Here is a 19,235-nt window from a genome sequence, read left to right on the forward strand (position 1 = left end):
TTTAATAAAATTAAGAACTACTGCTTTTTTACTAACCCAGCTCTCCGCATCAAAGCATCCGGCTGTGGGTCTCTTCCTCTGAATCTTTTGTATAAAATTGAAGGATGCTCGGTTCCTCCAGCTGCTAAAATATTCTTTTGGAATGATTTAGCCGTTTCCTCATCAAAAACTCCTTTTTCCTGAAATAGCTCAAATGCATCGGCATCCAATACTTCTGCCCATTTATAACTGTAATAGCCAGATGAATAGCCTCCCTGAAATATGTGGGAAAATGCAGTGCTCATCAAGGTATTTGGAACAGATGGAAGTAACTCGGTTTTTTTCATTACCTCTTTCTCAAAATCAAAAATATCCTCGATCTGAGAAGGATTCTGACTATGATAGGCCATATCCAAGAGCCCGAAACTGATCTGTCTTACGGTTTGATAGCCTTGCAGGTAGTTTGAAGCTTTTTTGATTCTTTCGATCAAATCTTCAGGGATTTTTTCTCCAGTTTCATAATGCTTGGCAAACAAATCCAAACATTCTTTTTCATAGCACCAGTTTTCGAAAATCTGAGATGGAAGCTCTACAAAATCCCAAAACACACTGGTTCCAGATAAGGACTCATACTTACTATTTGCAAGCATTCCATGCAATGCATGTCCAAATTCATGGAAAAGGGTAGTGACCTCATTGAAAGTTAAAAGGCTGGGCTTACTCTTAGTAGGTTTGGTGAAATTGCAGACTATGGACACATGAGGTCTTTGGTCTTTCCCTTCTAACTTGAATTGACCTTTGTAGCTGGTCATCCATGCTCCATTTCTCTTTCCAGGTCTTGGGAAGAAATCCGCATAAAAAACGGAAATATGATTGCCTTGAAGATCTTGAACCTCGTAGGCTGTGACGTCTTTATGATAAACTGGGATTTCCTGATTGGCTTTGAATTTAAGACCGTATAGTTTTCCGGCAGTTTGAAAAACTCCATCAATGACATTTTCCAGCTGGAAATAGGGGCGAAGGAGTTCATCGTCCAATTCATATTTTTCCTTTTTCAAAAGTTCGGAATAATAGGCGAAGTCCCATTTTTCCAATCTTTCCAAACTATCCAGATCATTTGCAAACTTGCTGAGCTCCTCTAGTTCCTCTTCAGCCTTTGGCTTCGCTTGAATCAGTAAGTTTTCCAAAAAATCCATCACTGCCTTTGGACTTTTTGCCATACGCTCCTCCAATACAAAATGAGAATGTGAAGAATAACCCAGCAAATGAGCTCTTTGATGACGGAGATTTAGGATTTTTTTGATCGTCTCCTGATTATCAAGTTCATCGCCCTTAGAAGACTTGGTATTATATGCGATGAAAAGTTTTTTTCTCAACTCCCTGTTTTTCAGATAGGTCATGGCAGGGATGTAGGAAGGGTAGTCCAAAGTAAATGCCCATTGTCCAGCTTTCCCTTTTTCTTCAGCTGTCTGTGCTGCAGCCTCTTTGATACTTTCTGGAAGTCCCTCTACTTCAGATTCTTCAGATACAAAGTGTACAAACTTGTTGGTTTCTGCCAATACATTTTCTCCAAACTGCAGAGATAATTGGGCCAATTCCTGGTCAATTTTTCTCAGTTTATCTGCATCTTCATCAGATAGATTGGCACCGTTTCGTACAAATGCCTTATATGTTTTCTCCAGTAAAGTTTTTTGTTCAGGGCTAAGTTTGAGTTCATCCTGTTGTTTGAAAATTTGCTGTACTCTTAAAAATAAATCCTTGTCTAAAAGAATATCATTGCTGTGCTGAGTTAGGAGAGGAGATATTTCTCTTGCCAATTTTTGGATTTCATCCGAGGTCTCAGCTGAGTTGAGATTAAAGAAAATTCCCGAAATAATCCCCAATTTTTTTCCAGCTAGGTCGAGTGCCTCGATAGTATTTTCAAAAGTTGGCAAGGCTTGGGACTTAATGGACTCGATTTCCTCTTTAGCCAGACGGATTCCTTCTTGGATTGCCGGCATAAAGTGTTCAGTTTTAATTTTATCAAAGGGTGCTGTATCAAATGGAGTATTGAACTCTCTCAAAAGTGGGTTACTCATTTTTTCAGATTTTTATTCGGGTAAATAACAGTCTCCTGATTCTTTGGTTCCTCCAAACTCAGGTTTTTAAAAGCAAACTCTAAGTTACTTAATTGTGCCGGATCGATAAACGAAAGAAGAAAAAATGAAAAAGAAAAGGGGCTGTCTCATATTCGTTCTAATGTCAGTCTGATCAGAGTCGAAGGCCGTTTCTACCAAAATGGCCAACATTTCGACTTCGCTCAATGTGACATAATCACTTTCGAGACAGCCCCTAGGGAAGATTTAATAATCCATATCACAGCTCATGATATCTGAGCCGATTGGTGCTCCGTCTGGAACTTTAAGACTTTCCTGAATTGTGAGTTCTTCAGGCAATTCTAGAAATGCTGAAATTTTATCTTCCAGATATTTAGAGTGAGCTGCCAATAATGGACTGCCGCTTCTAGCAGTAAGCTTAGCATTCCCACTGGATAGCGTGCCTAATTTTGATCTCACTAATGCTCTTACTGTGTTGGAAACTTCTTTGTTTTTAGCCAAGGAGATAAGCTGATCTACCAATTTTGATTCTGTCATCAGTTTGATTTCGCCTTTCAAACCTGCCGGTAAATTTGCTGTAAATACCTGACCTGAGATTTGATCCAAAACCTGTGAAAACCCGGGAAGATTAGTGCTTTGTAAGCCCTGTAGGTAAATGCGGTTAGCTCTGCCGGATTCGAAAAGGAAGCTGAAAGTTAAATCTACAACGCTTTCAGCTGGAGCTATCGGATCGAAAACAGGTCCAGTTCTTGAAACAAATGTTTCTCTAGTTTTCCCATAACCATAGGGTCTTGGTGGAATTAGAGAAAGGATATCACCTGGGATTTCCAACTGATCTGGGGAAATGGTATATAGCAATGCATTTAATGCTTCCATCTGAGCATCTTTTGTAATCCACTGATGTCTTTTTTGATTATCACCTTTGACTTTATACGTGTAATCCAAACCTCCAATCAACTTGCTGGTGGCTTCGACTTGATATCTGTGCATGAGATAAAGAGGTACCAAAACTTCTTCAAGTAAAGCTTCTGGCGTACCATCAGGAATGGCATTTAAACCAAAGGTTTTGAGTTTATTGGAACGGATGCTTAGCATTCGCAACAATTCTTTGGGAGCAGACTCGCCATTATCCCATAAATGCGACCGTGGATGGACTCCACTTGGGTCCCTAGAATCAGAGTCAGTAATAAATTCGTACCCCTCAGCATAAGTTTTTTCCAAGGTGTTTTTCAAAAATGTCTCTTCAGTCTGACCTTGAGAAGGATATCCATAGCCATAGGTTATTGCCCACTTGTCCCAAGCTCCGATTTTATCATCGTAAGCATTGCTTAGATCCAATTCACCCTGAGCGTTTTGAGTAATTAAAGGATAGGGGTAATCCATTACTGAAACCCTACCTACTGCGGAGGTCGCGTAGCTGTGAGCCAAACCAATAGTATGTCCAATTTCGTGGGCAGATAATTGTCTTAATCTTGCAAGTGCCATTTCCAGCATTTTTGGATCGGCTGGTTTTCCATCTTCAAAGGGCTGAAGTAAACCCTGAGCGATCAAATAGTCTTGTCTTACGCGAAGTGAACCCAAAGAAACATGACCTTTGATGATTTCGCCTGTTCTAGGATCTCTGACGCTACTACCATATGACCAGCCACGCGTTGATCTATGCACCCACTGAATCACATTGTACCTTACATCCATCAAGTCCATTCCTTCAGGCGCCAATTCTACTCTAAAGGCATTTTTAAATCCCGCTGCTTCAAAGGCTTGATTCCACCAATTTCCGCCTTCGATCAAGGCAGATGCCACAGGCTCAGGTGTACCACGATCCAAATAATATACAATCGGCTCAACCGCTTCCGAAACAGCAGCTGTCGGGTCTTTCTTTTCTAATCTATGTCTGGATATAAAACGCTTAACGATAGGCTCTGAAATTGGAGTCGTGAAATCCATGTAGCTGATGGAAAAGAATCCGGCTCTTGGATCAAATTCTCTTGGCTCGTATTGATCATCAGGCAACTCAATAAATGAGTGTCTTTGTCTAACGGTAACTGCATCTGGACTAGGAGTAACTGATCTTATCAAGGCTCCAGTAGCATTTCCAGTAAGGGTTATGAGGGCTTCAACTTCCGTGTTTTTCGGGAAGTTTTTGGTCATAGGAAAGTACAATGCAGATCGGGAAGCGTCTGCTTTATAGCTTCCCTGTCTTCTTTGGTTGAGCCTGTCTGCCACTCCATGGGTATCCTGCATGTAAAAGGAGGTAGCATCTACAATTAGCTTATCTCCATTTTTTTGGCTGATTTCAAATCCCCATAAAACGGATTCGGCAAATGCATCCTGAATGGATTTGACCTCATAAGGATTATCTGAATAAGCGCGGTAATCATAGTTTTTATGAACCAAGAGAACCTTATTTCCTGATCTTCTGAATTCTACGATTCTGGTGTCTCCCAACTGACCGCGATCCAATCCCAGGTCGTTTGATCCTACGCCTGCTGTAAGAGAACTTACATAAAGGAATTCATGATCAAGTTTGTCTATTTCCAGGTAAATTTTGCCTTTTTCTTCATCTAGATAGAAGGTGACAAAACCGTCTTTTTTGGAGAGTTTTCCCAAATCAAGATTTTGTGCCTGAATTTGAAAAACAAGGAGTAATAGAATTAGGGTGGTGGTCAGTAATCTTTTCACGTGATTAGAGTTTATTTTTTTCTTTGAATTATCTGCTGTGATAACCGATTCAATAGTGGATTCCAATTGTTAAAAACTTCCAAATGAAGTGGCTATAACAGATTCAAACTTAGCCCTCAAATTATCAAAAAAGGATGGCTTCTTTCAGCCATTGATGGAAAATTACCTGTGAAATAAATACCGGATCAAAAAACTACTTTCGGTAAGTGTGGATCCTTCAATAGTTTGGAGTCCAGAGCCTATTCTTTCACGGTCAGTATAGCTTGTTCGTGCTATCCTTAAATACAGTCTAATTTGAGAGTTTACGGTATACTCGCTTACTAAATAACTTCGCTGTCCTTGTCCAAAAAAAGCTGGAATTGAAAAAGTCCAAAGCACATTATTTTCAAATGCAAACAACCTGCTATCATAATCATCAGTGTCAAAAAGCGAATAGCGGGCAGTAAATTTCCATCTGTTTTTATCCCATTTAAAATCCTGAAGAATAAGAAAGCCCTTGCTTTTGAGACCGTCCATCTGTACTTGTGACCAAAGTATGCGAGAACGAATAAAAACCTCCTTGCTCAGTTGATACTCCAAGCTTAGGATGCCATTCGATCTTTTGATAGGCAGCACAAGATAAGGGAGATTAGGCTCTCCGGAGTCAGATGCATTTCTATCTTTTTGTTCCTCCCTGAATTGAATAAAAGCCGTAAGTGTCCGAGTGGGTCTATAAGTAATTCTTGCAAGCCACTCATGACCTGCTGAAGGTGCATACACCCTATATTTCAGCCAGGGAAATTTGAATAAATCATAATAAGCATTGATCTTCCACACTTTGTTGGGACGAAATTCCAAGCCTAAATAAGTTCCACGCTCATTGATAGGCCTGGTATTTTCGGAAAATGCATTGCCGTAAAAGCTGTGGAAGTTTCGATCGTAATTTCTCCATAAAAAAGAAAAGTCCAAACGATTGCTCAGGCTGCTGATAAACCCTAAGACCGTACCGTTTCCTCCTGAACTGGAATAGGCAGTCTCTCCAAAAAGGAAAAAATTTCTCCAATTGTAATTGAGATAGACGCTTCCAACTTGATTGCTTTTTCCGGCAAACTCAAATTGATTGTAGGGTTTTGGATCTCTTATCCATTCATTATCGAAGGAGGTATGTAAGAAGTTGACTCCGGAGTTCAGTCTTTTATTAGGAACTTTCAATTGGATATTTCCTCCTAAACTGAGCTCTTTAAATTGATTTTTTGTAGAAAGCTCGCTTGGGGTGCGATGTAGGCCACTTTGATTGAAAGAACTGATCCTGAATTCCTCCCGATTTAAACTGTCGAGTGATTCTGCCAATCTTCCGTCTTTGGGAGCAAAGGATCCAATGAAGCTGAATTCCCAGTTCTTATAAGTATAGGTAGATCCTATTCCCCTGAAAAATCCAAACTCAAGAGCTGCTGTATAAGGGATTATGCCTACTGAACTTCTTCTTACTGTAGGCACAGTCTCTGCACCCTTCCCTAAGGAATATCCGGCACCAAATACTAATCCCTGTCCAAATGAAGCCTGAAAATCTCCCAGAGAAATGGTTTTCCATTTTCCCACTTGATATCTGGTTAAGTGAAAAGACAGAAAATTGAAGCCATATCGGGCGGTTTTGGGGTCCCAAGTGAATTTTTCGCCGGGGTCTTTATCCAATGTCATCCCCATGCTGAAATCTTTGGGATGCTGAATTCTCCATCGTAAATAAATATCATTAGGGTCTCCCAAATAGCGAGTGCTAATTCTTCCTGTTGAGCTGGTATCAGGGGCTGTAAATCCTCTCCTGGTCTCCCAAACTCTGCGAGTTCTGAAAATCAGATAGGCTTGCTCTTCTTCAGAGACCCTTTTCCAAAAGGATTTTTCCCGTTTGATAGAAGGATTCAAGGCCAGAAAAGGAAGCAATGATTCTATGGTTGCCTGATCAAATCCCGGAATCGCTTGCAATTCATAAAGTGATAAAAATGGCCCCATTTCAGCTCTGTATTGGAGAAATTCATTGATTTGAAGAGGGTTAAGCAGAAATGTGGACTGTAAGGTTTCCATATCTGCTTTGTTGATATCAATGGGGTTTTGGTAAAGCTGAAAAAGAACCTCGTAAATACTCTCATAATCTAAATCGTCATCTTGGACCGGGAATAATCGTTCGATCAATTCATCTAAGTTGAAATTGGCTCGTGGAGGAGCCTGTCCATAAACTGGATTAGTCAAAATGAAAGACAACAGCACGATAGAAAATCCAAATGCCCGCATTAGTCTCTCAGTTGATACCCCAAACTAAGGTGATGCGTACTTCCTAAGGCAGAATTTTGCCCATAAGAATAATCAAATTGAATTTTGCCGGGTAAAACTCCCAAACCAAAAAATAAGCGTGAGGGGTTTGTGTTTACTCCTGAACGTAAGACCAGGAATTCTTGAAGCGTATAGGCAATTCCAACCTTAGTAATTGGCTGTATTTGAATATCCTTTTCCACTTCAAGAAATAAATTTAAGCTTTCCAAGGGTCTGTATTCCAATCCCATTTGAACCGCTGTCGGAAGGCGACTTTCGCTATCCTGGCTGATTTTTCCCCGATTGATATTGCTGATATGAGCTCCTAAAAATAGGTTGGGGGATAGTTCTGCCACTCCGCCCAAACTAATCAGTAAGCTACCTGCTGAGCCAAAATTCTCAATTTGTGTTTGAAACCATTCGGCTTTGATTCCAATACTGGCAATTCCCAAGGTATTGGAATACCCCAGGTTAAATGTTTGTTGATTGAATAATTTGGCCCCAAACCGGCTAATCCCAATCCCGAATGTGCCTTTTTGGGTCCGAAATGCTCCGGCGAGATTTAATGTCGTGAGTTCCTTTAAACCGTATCTGTGATCAAAGCCTACTCCAAGGATTTCTGAACTTGAAATTCTGTCCAGAGCGCCTACATTGTTGAAAATGGACCAAACGCTAATATGATGAACTCGAATGTTGCCCAAAGCTTGATTGCTCGCTCCATGCACCTGGGTCAAGGGATCCATTTGCGCAATAGTCAGTTGAATCGAACCGAAAAAGAAGAAGAAAAAAAATCCCTTTCTCATAGGATTGAATTTATTGTTTAAAAGTTCTGCCAGAATTCAGACAGCTATTTTCCTTTTCTAATAGCGTGAGCTAAACCCCTTTCTTTCAGGCCAGGATTCAAAAATGGTTTACCCAAAACGCTGTGATAGAGAAAGAAAAATCTAATGATAAGTTAGTTATAAAAATTCTAACTTTTACGTTTGAATCAGGAAATTCTTTTTTTTAATCTGATTATCCGTAATCATGCCAGTTGCCTTATTTTCCTTGCTTGACAGATTGGAAGACCGATGACCGAAGACCGAAGCTTCCGGATTCTGTTCCTTTCAGCAGACAATAATCCGTATTTTTGTCAATACTGGTAAGAAAGCGGATATCCATATTTTTTAAAAAGGAGCCTTAAAGTTTAAAAAGAAATTGGCACCTCCGTTGTTGTTAAATGAGTATTCAAACCTCAAAACTGCATCATAAAATCCTACCATGTCTATACCTAAGCCGTAACCAAACAGGTAGCGATTGGTCAACAAGGCATTTTCAGGGATATTATTTCTATCCTTCACATATCCATGGTCAAAATTGGCACTGAGATAAAATGTAAAAGGAATAGTACTGAATTGTTCGAGAGGTACAACGCTTGAGATATCATATTCCCAATCGATAAACTTCCATCTAAAGCTATTCTTATGGACGTAGAGTTGCTGTCCCTCAATTACATTGAGTTCATATCCACGAATGAAGTTAGGGTTGTAACCGATACCCCTAACCAGAGTATAGGGCTGAGATTGACTGAGAAACCAGTTGGCCGTTAACCCACTCGCAAAATGAAATTTCTCATTTAGCTTCCAATATCGATTCATGGTCAAATTCACCTCAATCTCGTCCAGATTTTCTGTTCTAAAAATCCCGTATTTGGTTGCCGAAACCTGCAATAATTCCCCATCCGTGGCGTAAGCTACATTATCCCTTTTATCATGTCTAAAGGTGTACGTGGCGTATAAATACTTAAGAGAATTAGAGTTATGCTGGAAATAATTCGGGTTTTGTAAAAGAACCTCGGGATCTATTCTGGTATTATTATAACCCAAATTGAAGAAGTGAAAATTGTAGAAAGTCCTTCTGTAGGTGTATCTAAGGGCTAATCCAAAGTTTTTTCTCAAAACATCTTCTTGCTCATTGGAGAAGAAGACTTGTTTATTGTTGCTGGATCTGAGTGGAATAGTTTTCTGCTCAAAAAATGTTACCTGAGCTGCAATCCCGTGCTTTTGTTTTTTATCAATATATGGTTTGCTGTAAAGCACATCCAATGCTCTGGTAAAACCCAGCTGGCCTGCAAATCGAAGCTTTTCATTTCTTCCTCCTACATTGGCATGAGATAAACGTAGCCCAAAATTAACTCTTGAGAAGTCCCGGTTTTGGTTGGTCCACCATTCTGAGAAGTTTCTATCCGCCAACTCAAAAATCAAAGAGGGTAGGATATACCACCTTTCTTTGACGGCTATGAGAACTTCCACTTCGTTATTCCCGCTCATTAAAGGCGTAATTTCAACAGAGGTAAAAAGTCTGAGATTGTAGATTTTCTTTTGGTCAGCCTGAATAATTTCCAAAAAAGTATTCCAGTCATAATAATAGTCGGTAGTAAAGTCCAACTCCCTTAAAATGATATTCTTCTGAGTCTTTTCATTTCCAATAATGAAAATATTATTGACCTTCACTGAGTCGGGATAACCGTTGATATACTCTACCATTGGTGCCAAAGAGGTGTCCTGAGCAAAGGTTTTATCCGGCTTTAGCATTAGCCATGTAAGGCTAAGAAAAAGAATATGTGAAATTTTAAGTTTCAAAAGGAATTCAGAATCAATACTTTTGGTTTAAATAAGCGAGCTCTCCAAACGCTTGAACCATGCTCAAAGACGCCATCAGAAAGATTGCCATTTTCCCTGTTTTGGTATATCAATACACCATTTCTCCTTTATTTCCTACAAGCTGTAGATTTACCCCGACTTGCAGTCAATATACCAAAGAGGCCATTTTAAAACATGGTCCACTCAAAGGAGGATGGATGGGGATCAAGCGCATATCCAGATGCCATCCTTGGGGAGGACATGGACATGATCCCGTACCTTAATTTTCTTTCGCAGGAATACCTTTTTTCAAGGCTCTCAAAACGAGGAGTACTCCTGCAATCACCAGTGGAATACTCAAGATTTGCCCCATGTTGAATTTCATGGTCTCTTCAAATTCAACTTGGTTCTCTTTGAAAAACTCCCAGACGAATCGCATTCCAAAAACAGAAATCAAGAATAAACCAAGAAGTAAACCTTCAGGAACCCGCTCTTTATATTTAATCCAAATGCTTAATAAAATTAAGAAAATGATAAAATAAGAAATTGATTCATAAATCTGGGTTGGGTGCTTGGCTCGGCCAAATGTTTTGACTGTGGCCACATATTGGTTAGACTCCTCAGTCAAAGTCAGATTTAGTGGAGTTTCCACTTCTTCTGCCAAATACTTTTTGGAGGAATTAAACTGAGTCAATGCGTATTTGATATCGCTTCTTAAAGTAGACTCCAAGGTTTCCTTAGTGAAGTTTCCCTTGTTGATGACAATGTCAATATTCACAGGAACAATACCATTTCCATTTAGCTCATTTTGCCTATCCTCTGGTTTGTAGGCATCAATAGACTCTACAGGAACCCGCAAGCTTTCCAAAACCTCCTCGGTATCTCTCATATACACAATACCGGTGTCCGTTCCTGTGTCTTTACCCCCGATTTCAGAGTTCATTAAATTTCCAAAGCGAATCAAAGCACCAGTCATAGCGGTTACAATGACAATTCGATCAACCACCCATAGGTAACTTTGTCCAGGAGTCTTTTTGGCATAAAGCCAAAGCGCAAAAAGGATTGCAATAGCGGCTCCATGGGAAGCAAGTCCACCTTCCCAGACTTTGAGGATGTCTATGGGATTGCTTAAATATTTTTCGGGTTCATAAAACAAAACATGCCCCAATCGAGCGCCAATGATTGTTGCCAGCACCATGTAAATGGTCAATTTATCTACCAAAGCTTCATTATGTCCTTCTTTTTTGAAGAAATAAACCATGAACTGTTGGGAGATAATAAAGCCCAAGGCAAACAAAAGGCTGTACCACCGAAGTCTTTCAAATCCTGCAAAAACAGCTGGATTAGGGTCCCACACTACATAATTTAAGATAAAAGAGAGCATAAATTAGGTTTGGTCAAAGTTGATCTAATTGTTCTAATTCTTCTTTGTATCCCCCTGATAAAATTGGAAATCTGTACCAGGTTTTGGGGTCTACATTGAATTGGTCCAAGTGAAAGGAGGGAGCCAATCGCTCTCTTTTCCATTGGTTTCTGGACCAAAGTTGAAAGAATTTTTTAATATATCCCTTCAAAATCTGATCTTCTATCTGTATCTCTTCTTTTAAAATCAGAAATACATCCATAGGTGATCTTCGGTCTCTGATTGCGAGTTTTTCTATTTCTACAATCAGCGAATAAGGCATCAAATCTTTTTCATCAGTTTGAGTCCTTTCAGCCGGCCTTAATTCAGCTGAAGGCTGCAGGGAATTCACTAAAGCTAATCCTGGCCTGTCGAGATTTATTTCTGCCCAGCGCAACCAATGAAGTATAAAATATTTATCTACCGCTGCAATAGGGGAGATACTTCCGCTGGTATCACCGTCCATGGTAGTATAACCTACGTCTCCTTCACTTCTATTGGATGTAGCGAGCAGCAAAGCATTATTGATATTTGCCAGCATCCAAATAATTGGAGATCGGGTTCTAGCCTGAATATTCTGCAAGGTGATATCATCCTCGGCCCAAGTCAATTTCCTGCCAATAGCATTTTCAATTTTCTGGGTATAAGTGCCGACCTCTTCATCAATGGTCCAATGATAAAAGGTTGCTCCTAGGCTTTCAGCCAATTCTTTAGCACTTTTAAACGTGTCAACCGATGAATTTTTAGTGCCCTGATAAGCGGTAGTGAGAAGTTGATTTACCAACTCTTTTTCTGCAGAAGCTGAATTTTGAGGGATTGGAAAAGAGATTTTTTTGCAGAAGTTTTCTAGTCCTAATTCTTGAATTCCTCTTCTGACCATTTCTGCGACCAAAATCGCAACGGTGGAGGAATCAGCGCCTCCGGATAGGGAAAGTACAAATCCTCTGCTTTTGCTTTTTCTCAAATAATCAAAGAGGCCTAAACTGGCGGCTTGAACAAACTCTTCCTCCTTGCTTAGGATTCTAGCAATTTCTTGAACTTCTTCTTTGACTTCAAAAGTCAAAACCTGAAAATCTTGGTAGGATAGGAGTTGATTTCTATACAAAACCTTGCCGGATTTAGCCAGCATAGTCTCTCCGTCGAAGATCATTCGACCAGCTTCATTTCCAAGTAAGTTGACATAGCAGTAATAGCAGTCAAATTCCTTGGAGCTAAATTCAATCAATTCTTTCCGCTCTAGGGTTTTTCCCATGGCGAAATGACTAGCACTTGGATTGAATATTAAATCTACTTTTCGTTCGCAAAGTCTATAGCCAGGTCGAATAGGTCCTCTCCAGGCATCTTCACAAATTTCAAAACCATAGTGGATGTTTTTGTGATGAAAAGTAATATCTCCAAAAGGGATTTTTTCACCGAAGAAATCCAGGTCGATAATCTCATGAGCTTTCCAAGGGGTAAACCAGCGAAATTCGTAATGAACTCCGTCTATGGCCATATACTGCTTTGCCACAAAACCTTTCAGTTTCCCGTCTTCCACAATAGCCATCGTATTGTAAACCTTATTTTCAATTCTCACAGGAAGCCCAATGGCAACAGTGATTCCCTTGCAATGGGGCAATAAGGTTTTGAGTTGATCCAGAGCTTTGATAGGAAACCAATAGCTTAAAAATAAATCCTCAGAGCCATAGCCTGTGATGGCCAGCTCAGGGAAACAAAGAAGTTCTACCTTCTTTTCTCTAGCTTCATTGATTGCAGAAACAATTCTTTGGAGGTTGCCAGACCAATCCAAAGGTGTTTGATTTAGGGGAGCTGCTCCGATTTTGATTGCAGACATGTGTAATTGATTTGAATCAGGTGGCGATATTCAGTTCTTCACAGGCATTTTTGGAGGCATCTTGTTCGGCTTTCTTTTTAGTGCTTCCTTTTCCTTGAGCTACACTTTTGCCTTCTACTTCCAGCCCCACAATAAACTCTTTGAATCGCTGATTGCCGTGTACTTGCAATACTTTAAACTCCAGCTGTTTGTTTTCTTTTTGGGACCACTCGATGATTTTACTCTTGTAATTGGTGGTCGTGGCGATCATTCCCTCCAAGTCAAAGTGGAGGAGAATTCTTTTAAGAATAAAGCGCTTGGTAAAATGATAGCCCCGATCCAAATAGGTGGCTCCAATGAAAGCTTCCAGCATATCTCCATAAAGAGATTTATTTCCTGTAAAGTTTCTTTCTCCTATTTCCTGATCCAGGACATTTCTGAGCCCAATTTTAATTCCTGTTTCATTCAGACTTTCCCGGTTTACCAGTTTGGAACGGGTTTCCGTCAAAAAGCCCTCATCTCTGTAGGGATATTTTTGAAAAAGATGCTCAGCGATGACAGCACCTAGCACTGCATCTCCCAAAAACTCCAGTCTTTCATTGGAAATCCTGAATCCTTTGGAAGTTTCCTCTCCTAATCCGGCAGGAGTTAATGCGAGTCGGTAGAGAGAAATATTAAAAGGCTTGCTCCCGGTCATTAATTTGACCGAGGCAGCAAGCCTTTTGTCTTTATTGTTGAGAAAGAGAAGATGTACTCCGAGTTTCTGAAAGAGTTTCAAACCCTGATCAGTTATATTTTTTGAAAATGACAGAACAGTTGTGTCCACCAAATCCAAATGTATTACTCAGCGCATAATTTACTTCTCTTTGCTGCGCCTTATTGAAAGTTAAATTCAATCCCGGGTCAAATGTTTCATCATCCGTGAAATGGTTGATGGTAGGAGGGATCAAACTATGCTTGATAGCAAAGATAGATGCGATAGCTTCGATAGCACCAGCTGCACCTAAAAGGTGACCTGTCATGGACTTTGTACTACTGATATTGAGTTTGTAAGCATGCTCTCCAAAAACTTTTTGGATGGCTTTAGTCTCACTTACATCTCCCAACGGAGTAGATGTTCCATGTACATTGATGTAATCAATATCCTCAGGCTTTAAGTTGGCGTCATCTAAGGCTGATTCCATCACTGAACTAGCTCCCAAGCCTTCTGGATGTGGAGCGGTAATGTGATTAGCGTCTGCGGACATTCCTCCGCCTACGATTTCAGCATAGATTTTAGCACCTCTAGCTTTGGCATGTTCGTATTCTTCCAGAATCAATGCGCCAGCTCCTTCACCTAAAACAAAGCCATCTCTGTCTTTGTCAAAAGGTCTGGAGGCTGTTTCAGGAGAATCATTTCTCTGAGACAGGGCTTTCATAGCATTGAATCCACCGATACCGGCTTCGGTAACTGCTGCTTCAGATCCACCAGAGATAAAGATATCTGCTTTTCCTAATCTGATGTAGTTAAATGCATCGATTAGGGCGTTGGTTGCAGAAGCACAAGCCGAAACAGTTACAAAGTTTGGTCCTCTAAATCCATATTTGATGGAAATAAAACCTGCACTTATATCAGCGATCATTTTAGGGATAAAGAAAGGATTGAACCTTGGAGTTCCGTCACCTTTTGCAAAATCGGTCACTTCATCCTGGAAGGTTTTTAATCCACCTATTCCTGAGCCCCAAATGACTCCCGCTCTGGATTTGTCAATTTTTTCAAGATCTAATCCCGAATCTGCCATTGCCTCATCTGCAGTGATCATTGCATATTGAGTAAAGGGATCCATTTTTCTGGCTTCCTTTCTGTCAATGAATTGATCTAGATCGAGGTTTTTGATTTCGCAGGCAAACTGGGTTTTGAAAAGTGAAGCGTCAAACTTGGTGATTGGTGCAGCACCACTTACGCCCGTAGACAAAGCCTTCCAAAATTCTTCGGAAGTATTGCCTATGGGTGTAAGGGCACCAATACCAGTTACAACAACTCTTTTTAAATTCATGGACTGAATTTATTGGTTATTATTTTACGTTAGCCTCAAGGTAGGAAACAGCCTGTCCCACCGTGCCGATTTGCTCAGCCTGATCATCTGGGATAGAGATGTTGAATTCTTTCTCGAATTCCATAATCAATTCTACAGTGTCTAGAGAGTCAGCTCCCAAGTCATTGGTAAAGCTTGCTTCCATAGTCACTTCAGACTCTTCTACGCCCAGTTTGTCAACGATGATGGCTTTTACTTTTTGTGCAATTTCAGACATTTTGTGATCAGTTTAGTTAATAACACTCCGCAAAGAAATATATTTAAAAGCTAATTGGCAAAGAAATGATTCAAGTAAATTTTTAAGCTTTGGGGCTTTTCGTTGAGTTGAATTTTTATTTCTACCTTTGTTTTGCTCCATTTTCTTCCCAAATGAAGAAGGTAAAATTACAGATTGAACATACGTACGACTTTGAGGTTTTGGGCCTTGTATCCCCTGTAAAGGACTACAAGATGGCCTGGCTTATCAATCGTCAACTGGATTTAGACCTCATCAAATGGGAGGATCTTGAGATTGAGTTTCTTTCAGATCCACAACTGAAAATTAGTCAATATTTCCTTTCTTTACCCCATGGATTTGTTCAACTTTTGAAAAATAAAGCGATCAATTCACAAAATCAGGTCTCTTACCTGATACCTGAACTAAAAACCATGGACTATTTCCTTTTGGTCCAAGATCAGACCTTTCAAATAAGTATTAATACATTTGCGAATAAACTTGCTGAAATTCCCTTCATTCAAAACGTAATGAAACTGGATGTCACCAAGCTAAAATCTAGAGAAAACCTATTAACTTATTAAAAATCAATGAGTCATATTAACAAAACCAAAATCCTCGCAACTATAGGCCCAGCCTCCAATAATTATGAAACAATCAAAAGCTTGGCTGCTGCGGGGGCAAATGTGTTTCGATTAAATTTTTCTCATGGTACTCATGACATCCACGAGGAAGTCATTCAAATCATCCGAAGGGTCAATGAAGAGCAAAATCTGAATTTGGGTATCCTTCAGGATCTTCAAGGTCCTAAAATCCGGGTAGGTGAAGTGGAAAACAATGGGGTTGAAATCAAACCTGGGGAGCCAATAACCATCACCAATGATCCAGTAGTCGGTACTAGTCGATTGGTTAGCACAGTTTATCAAAACCTTCCTAATGATGTGGTTGCAGGTGACAGAATTCTAATCGATGACGGAAATCTGGAAGTTGTAGTAAACGATACAGACGGCAAAAATGTCAATTGTACCGTTATTCATGGAGGGATTTTGAAATCAAGAAAAGGGATCAACCTTCCAAATACTAAAGTTTCCGCTCCTTCTTTGACTGAAAAAGATATTGAGGATCTTGAATTCGGTCTTTCTCAGGATGTTGACTGGATTGCTTTATCTTTTGTCAGATCTCCGGAGGATATTTATGATTTGAGAGAAAGAATTCAAAAAGCTGGAAAGGTTTGCAAAATCGTTGCAAAGATTGAAAAGCCTGAAGCACTTGAAAATATAGATGCCATCATTGATGCTACTGATGCGATTATGGTTGCAAGAGGTGACTTGGGTGTGGAAGTTCCAATGGAGATAGTTCCTCTTTGGCAGAAAAGAATGGTTGAGAAATGTAAATTGGCTTGTAAGCCTGTAATCATTGCAACCCAGATGATGGAAAGCATGATTCAGAATCCGAGACCAACCCGGGCTGAAACCAATGATGTGGCCAATGCGGTTTTAGATGGTGCAGATGCAGTAATGCTTTCTGCTGAAACAGCTTCAGGAAAATATCCTGTAAACGCGGTAAAAGCGATGAGTAGTATTATCAGCTACTTGGAGCAAAATGCTGAGATCTATCATAATCTTTACAAGATTCCTGAAGACGACACCACTTTCTTAAGTAATAATTTGCTGTTGATGGCTGCTAGGCTATCCAGAAACGTCAAGGCTAAAGCAATTGTAGGCATTACCTCTTCAGGATTTACAGGATTTAGAATTGCTTCCCACAGACCTTTGGCCAATATTTTTATTTTCACCAGAAATAAGCAGTTGATTACTCAAATGTCTTTGGTATGGGGAGTGAGAGCATATTTATATCAAAACCAGGTTTCAACAGATGCTACTTTTGAGGATATTGAGAAAACCCTGAAAAGGGATGATCATGTCAGCGCAGGCGATATTATTATTAACACGGCAAGTATGCCTTTGAAAGCGAAAGGCAGAACAAACATGCTTAAGATTCATCAGGTAACCTGATCCTTCTAAAGTTTGAAACTTAAAAATCCTCAATAGTTATTCTGTTGGGGATTTTTTGTTTTTAGGATCACAGTTCAAAGAAAAAATAAGACAGTTCAAGCTTCTTTTGATACAGGTCAGAGTAAAACTCGTATCCTAATTTCTACTTAAAAGTTTTGATAGCAAACTAACCAATTTAATGCTATGACAAAATTATTTAAGTACCTGTTCATCGGAACTGCGCTTTTTTCGATGTTTTCCTGTCAGGAAATTGTCGACGCTGATCCAATAGAAGGAAGAACTGTTGTTTCAGTTGCTCAAAATGAGGGTCTAACAACGCTGGTTGCTGCTGTTCAGGCTGTTCCAGGCTTGGAGTCAACTTTACAAAGCCAGTCTTCTATTACTGTTTTTGCTCCGACCAACGAAGCTTTTGCAGCTGCTTTGGATGCCTTCGGCGCAAGTGATTTAAATGACTTGGTTGCTAAATTAGGAGGAGCTACAAATCTCCAGACTGTTTTAGGCTTCCATGTTGTACCAACCAGAATTTTATCTTCTTCTCTTTCTGGGACAAGTACTGTGACCACTTTGGCAGGGCAGCAATTAACTGTCACCAGAAATATAGACGGAATAACTGTAGTGGATGCTCAAGGAAATACTGCGAATGTATTAGAAACTGACTTGCAATTTCAAAATGGTGTTATGCACATCATTGATAGGGTGTTGCTTCCATCCATTGAATTGCCAAAGCCAAACTTGGTTGAGGTAGCTAATGAATTTGGTTTAAATACCCTTTTAAGCGCTGTAAATGCCGTGGATGGTTTAGGTAATACTTTACTTTCAGCTGGAGAAATAACTGTTTTTGCGCCAACAAATGAGGCTTTTGCCGTAGCGTTGGAAGTTTTTGGTGCAGCAGATTTGAATGAACTAGTGATCAAACTAGGGGGAGTATCCAATCTTGAAAAAGTTTTAGGGTTCCATGTTGTCCCAGCAGTTGCTTTCTCAGGAGATTTGCAAGCAAGCAATACATTTACGACAGTTGCTGGACAGGACTTATTGGTTGAAGTTTCTGGAGGTTCAGTTACTGTAACCGATAGATTGGGCAGAACAGTAAACGTGGTTGCTGCTGATATTGAAATTGCAAATGGAGTAGTTCATGTTGTGGACGGAGTACTCCTACCAGATTTGATGCTTCCAAATGTAGTAGAGGCCGCAACTGCTGCAGGGTTGACAACTTTGATTGATGCAGTGACCGCCGCGGATCTAGGAGGAGCATTGCTTGGAGCTGATGCAATTACAGTATTTGCGCCTACCAATGATGCTTTTGGGACAGCTTTACAAGCATTCGGCGCTGCTAATCTTTCTCAATTGGTGACCAAAATAGGAGGCGTAGAAAACCTTCAAACTGTCCTTGGTTTTCATGTTGTTCCTGCGGTGGCTTTTTCCACTGATTTGAACGCAAGTAATACTTTTACCACTCTAGCAGGGCAGGAGCTCACGGTTACCGCTGGAGGCTCTGGAGTGACTGTGACGGATGCATTAGGAAATACAGCTAATGTAGTGACTGCTGACGTCGCCATTTCTAATGGAGTGGTGCATGTCATTGACGGGGTCTTGTTGCCGGAATATAATCTTCCAAATGTTGTGGAAGCAGCAACAGCCGCTAACCTTTCTGTTTTGTTGGACGCTGTAACTGCCGCTAATTTGGGACAGACATTATTGGATGCGGATGAAATTACAGTTTTTGCCCCTACCAATCAGGCCTTTGTGAATCTATTGAATGCTTTGGGTTTTTCTTCTCTTCAAGAAATGATCTCCAATCTAGGGCTTGAAGCTGTTCAAAAAGTATTAGGATTTCATGTGGTACCAACAACGGCTTTCTCATTTGATCTAACTGAGGGAACTCAAATGGTACCAACTCTAGCCGGAGAAAATCTAATGGTAACCCGATCTGGAAATCAAGTGACCGTCACTGATGCCAATGGACAAACTTACAATGTTGTAGCAGCTGATGTGGCAATAGAAAATGGTGTTGTTCACGTAATCGACGGGGTATTATTGCCAACCCTTTAATCTGGC

At 40.2% G+C, this 19,235-nt stretch carries 14 protein-coding genes; 4 read left to right on the forward strand and 10 right to left on the reverse strand.

From position 1 onward, the window contains the following. Positions 1-17: 17 nt before the first annotated feature. The 5 genes from FL972_RS02255 to FL972_RS02275 all read right to left on the reverse strand — a co-directional run bounded on the left by FL972_RS02255 (position 18) and on the right by FL972_RS02275 (position 9,613). Positions 18-2,057, reverse strand: a complete 2,040-nt coding sequence (locus tag FL972_RS02255) for a M3 family metallopeptidase (RefSeq protein WP_144603058.1) — start codon at positions 2,055-2,057, stop codon at positions 18-20. A gap of 264 nt (positions 2,058-2,321) precedes the next feature. Further along, positions 2,322-4,757 (reverse strand): zinc-dependent metalloprotease, encoded by a 2,436-nt coding sequence (locus FL972_RS02260; RefSeq protein WP_144603061.1) that lies wholly within the window; start codon positions 4,755-4,757, stop codon positions 2,322-2,324. Between the two features lie 162 nt (positions 4,758-4,919). Next, positions 4,920-7,022, reverse strand: a complete 2,103-nt coding sequence (locus tag FL972_RS02265) for a ComEA family DNA-binding protein (RefSeq protein WP_144603067.1) — start codon at positions 7,020-7,022, stop codon at positions 4,920-4,922. Then, positions 7,022-7,843, reverse strand: a complete 822-nt coding sequence (locus FL972_RS02270) for a PorV/PorQ family protein (RefSeq protein WP_144603071.1) — start codon at positions 7,841-7,843, stop codon at positions 7,022-7,024. Before FL972_RS02270 ends, FL972_RS02265 begins: the two co-directional genes overlap by 1 nt. A gap of 363 nt (positions 7,844-8,206) precedes the next feature. Next, a complete protein-coding gene (locus FL972_RS02275) occupies positions 8,207-9,613 on the reverse strand; it encodes a POTRA domain-containing protein (protein ID WP_144603076.1) in 1,407 nt (468 codons plus the stop codon). 107 nt (positions 9,614-9,720) lie between these two features. Here FL972_RS02275 and yidD point away from each other — a divergent pair, with 107 nt between their 5' ends. After that, the gene (gene yidD, locus FL972_RS02280; protein ID WP_144603079.1) at positions 9,721-9,945 is read left to right on the forward strand and encodes a membrane protein insertion efficiency factor YidD; all 225 of its coding nucleotides are present in this window, start codon (positions 9,721-9,723) and stop codon (positions 9,943-9,945) included. On the opposite strand, the gene FL972_RS02285 is transcribed toward yidD, so the two are convergent. From FL972_RS02285 to FL972_RS02305, 5 genes are all read right to left on the reverse strand, one after another. After that, entirely contained in the window at positions 9,942-11,045 is a 1,104-nt protein-coding gene (locus FL972_RS02285) for a prolipoprotein diacylglyceryl transferase (protein WP_144603082.1), read from the reverse strand. The two genes, yidD and FL972_RS02285, sit on opposite strands and share 4 nt — an antisense overlap. A gap of 13 nt (positions 11,046-11,058) precedes the next feature. Next, positions 11,059-12,897 carry an NAD(+) synthase gene (nadE, locus tag FL972_RS02290; protein WP_144603086.1) on the reverse strand — a complete coding sequence of 613 codons (1,839 nt, stop codon included), beginning with the start codon at positions 12,895-12,897 and terminating at the stop codon, positions 11,059-11,061. Between the two features lie 16 nt (positions 12,898-12,913). Next, positions 12,914-13,573 (reverse strand): ribonuclease III, encoded by a 660-nt coding sequence (gene rnc / locus FL972_RS02295; RefSeq protein ID WP_091650886.1) that lies wholly within the window; start codon positions 13,571-13,573, stop codon positions 12,914-12,916. A gap of 88 nt (positions 13,574-13,661) precedes the next feature. Continuing rightward, entirely contained in the window at positions 13,662-14,912 is a 1,251-nt protein-coding gene (gene fabF, locus FL972_RS02300; protein WP_144603090.1) for a beta-ketoacyl-ACP synthase II, read from the reverse strand. Between the two features lie 19 nt (positions 14,913-14,931). Further along, entirely contained in the window at positions 14,932-15,168 is a 237-nt protein-coding gene (locus FL972_RS02305) for an acyl carrier protein (protein WP_024282156.1), read from the reverse strand. A gap of 152 nt (positions 15,169-15,320) precedes the next feature. Here FL972_RS02305 and FL972_RS02310 point away from each other — a divergent pair, with 152 nt between their 5' ends. From FL972_RS02310 to FL972_RS02320, 3 genes are all read left to right on the forward strand, one after another. Continuing rightward, positions 15,321-15,749 carry an IPExxxVDY family protein gene (locus FL972_RS02310; RefSeq protein WP_091649814.1) on the forward strand — a complete coding sequence of 143 codons (429 nt, stop codon included), beginning with the start codon at positions 15,321-15,323 and terminating at the stop codon, positions 15,747-15,749. A gap of 6 nt (positions 15,750-15,755) precedes the next feature. Beyond that, entirely contained in the window at positions 15,756-17,180 is a 1,425-nt protein-coding gene (gene pyk, locus FL972_RS02315) for a pyruvate kinase (RefSeq protein ID WP_144603095.1), read from the forward strand. A 183-nt stretch (positions 17,181-17,363) separates the two neighbouring features. Next, the gene (locus FL972_RS02320) at positions 17,364-19,229 is read left to right on the forward strand and encodes a fasciclin domain-containing protein (RefSeq protein WP_186299973.1); all 1,866 of its coding nucleotides are present in this window, start codon (positions 17,364-17,366) and stop codon (positions 19,227-19,229) included. The last annotated feature ends 6 nt before the right edge of the window (positions 19,230-19,235 follow it).

It is taken from the genome of Algoriphagus algorifonticola (genome assembly GCF_007655305.1).
Taxonomy (GTDB): domain Bacteria; phylum Bacteroidota; class Bacteroidia; order Cytophagales; family Cyclobacteriaceae; genus Algoriphagus; species Algoriphagus algorifonticola.

What these genes read in the sequence shown, in the direction of transcription:
- FL972_RS02255 (WP_144603058.1), bottom strand. Translation starts at nt 2,057, where the DNA reads ATGAGTAACCCACTTTTGAGAGAGTTCAATACTCCATTTGATACAGCA.
- FL972_RS02270 (WP_144603071.1), bottom strand. Translation starts at nt 7,843, where the DNA reads ATGAGAAAGGGATTTTTTTTCTTCTTCTTTTTCGGTTCGATTCAACTG.
- yidD (WP_144603079.1), top strand. Translation starts at nt 9,721, where the DNA reads ATGCTCAAAGACGCCATCAGAAAGATTGCCATTTTCCCTGTTTTGGTA.
- rnc (WP_091650886.1), bottom strand. Translation starts at nt 13,573, where the DNA reads ATGACCGGGAGCAAGCCTTTTAATATTTCTCTCTACCGACTCGCATTA.
- FL972_RS02265 (WP_144603067.1), bottom strand. Translation starts at nt 7,022, where the DNA reads ATGCGGGCATTTGGATTTTCTATCGTGCTGTTGTCTTTCATTTTGACT.
- FL972_RS02275 (WP_144603076.1), bottom strand. Translation starts at nt 9,613, where the DNA reads ATGCTAAAGCCGGATAAAACCTTTGCTCAGGACACCTCTTTGGCACCA.
- pyk (WP_144603095.1), top strand. Translation starts at nt 15,756, where the DNA reads ATGAGTCATATTAACAAAACCAAAATCCTCGCAACTATAGGCCCAGCC.
- FL972_RS02320 (WP_186299973.1), top strand. Translation starts at nt 17,364, where the DNA reads ATGACAAAATTATTTAAGTACCTGTTCATCGGAACTGCGCTTTTTTCG.
- FL972_RS02310 (WP_091649814.1), top strand. Translation starts at nt 15,321, where the DNA reads ATGAAGAAGGTAAAATTACAGATTGAACATACGTACGACTTTGAGGTT.
- nadE (WP_144603086.1), bottom strand. Translation starts at nt 12,897, where the DNA reads ATGTCTGCAATCAAAATCGGAGCAGCTCCCCTAAATCAAACACCTTTG.
- fabF (WP_144603090.1), bottom strand. Translation starts at nt 14,912, where the DNA reads ATGAATTTAAAAAGAGTTGTTGTAACTGGTATTGGTGCCCTTACACCC.
- FL972_RS02285 (WP_144603082.1), bottom strand. Translation starts at nt 11,045, where the DNA reads ATGCTCTCTTTTATCTTAAATTATGTAGTGTGGGACCCTAATCCAGCT.
- FL972_RS02305 (WP_024282156.1), bottom strand. Translation starts at nt 15,168, where the DNA reads ATGTCTGAAATTGCACAAAAAGTAAAAGCCATCATCGTTGACAAACTG.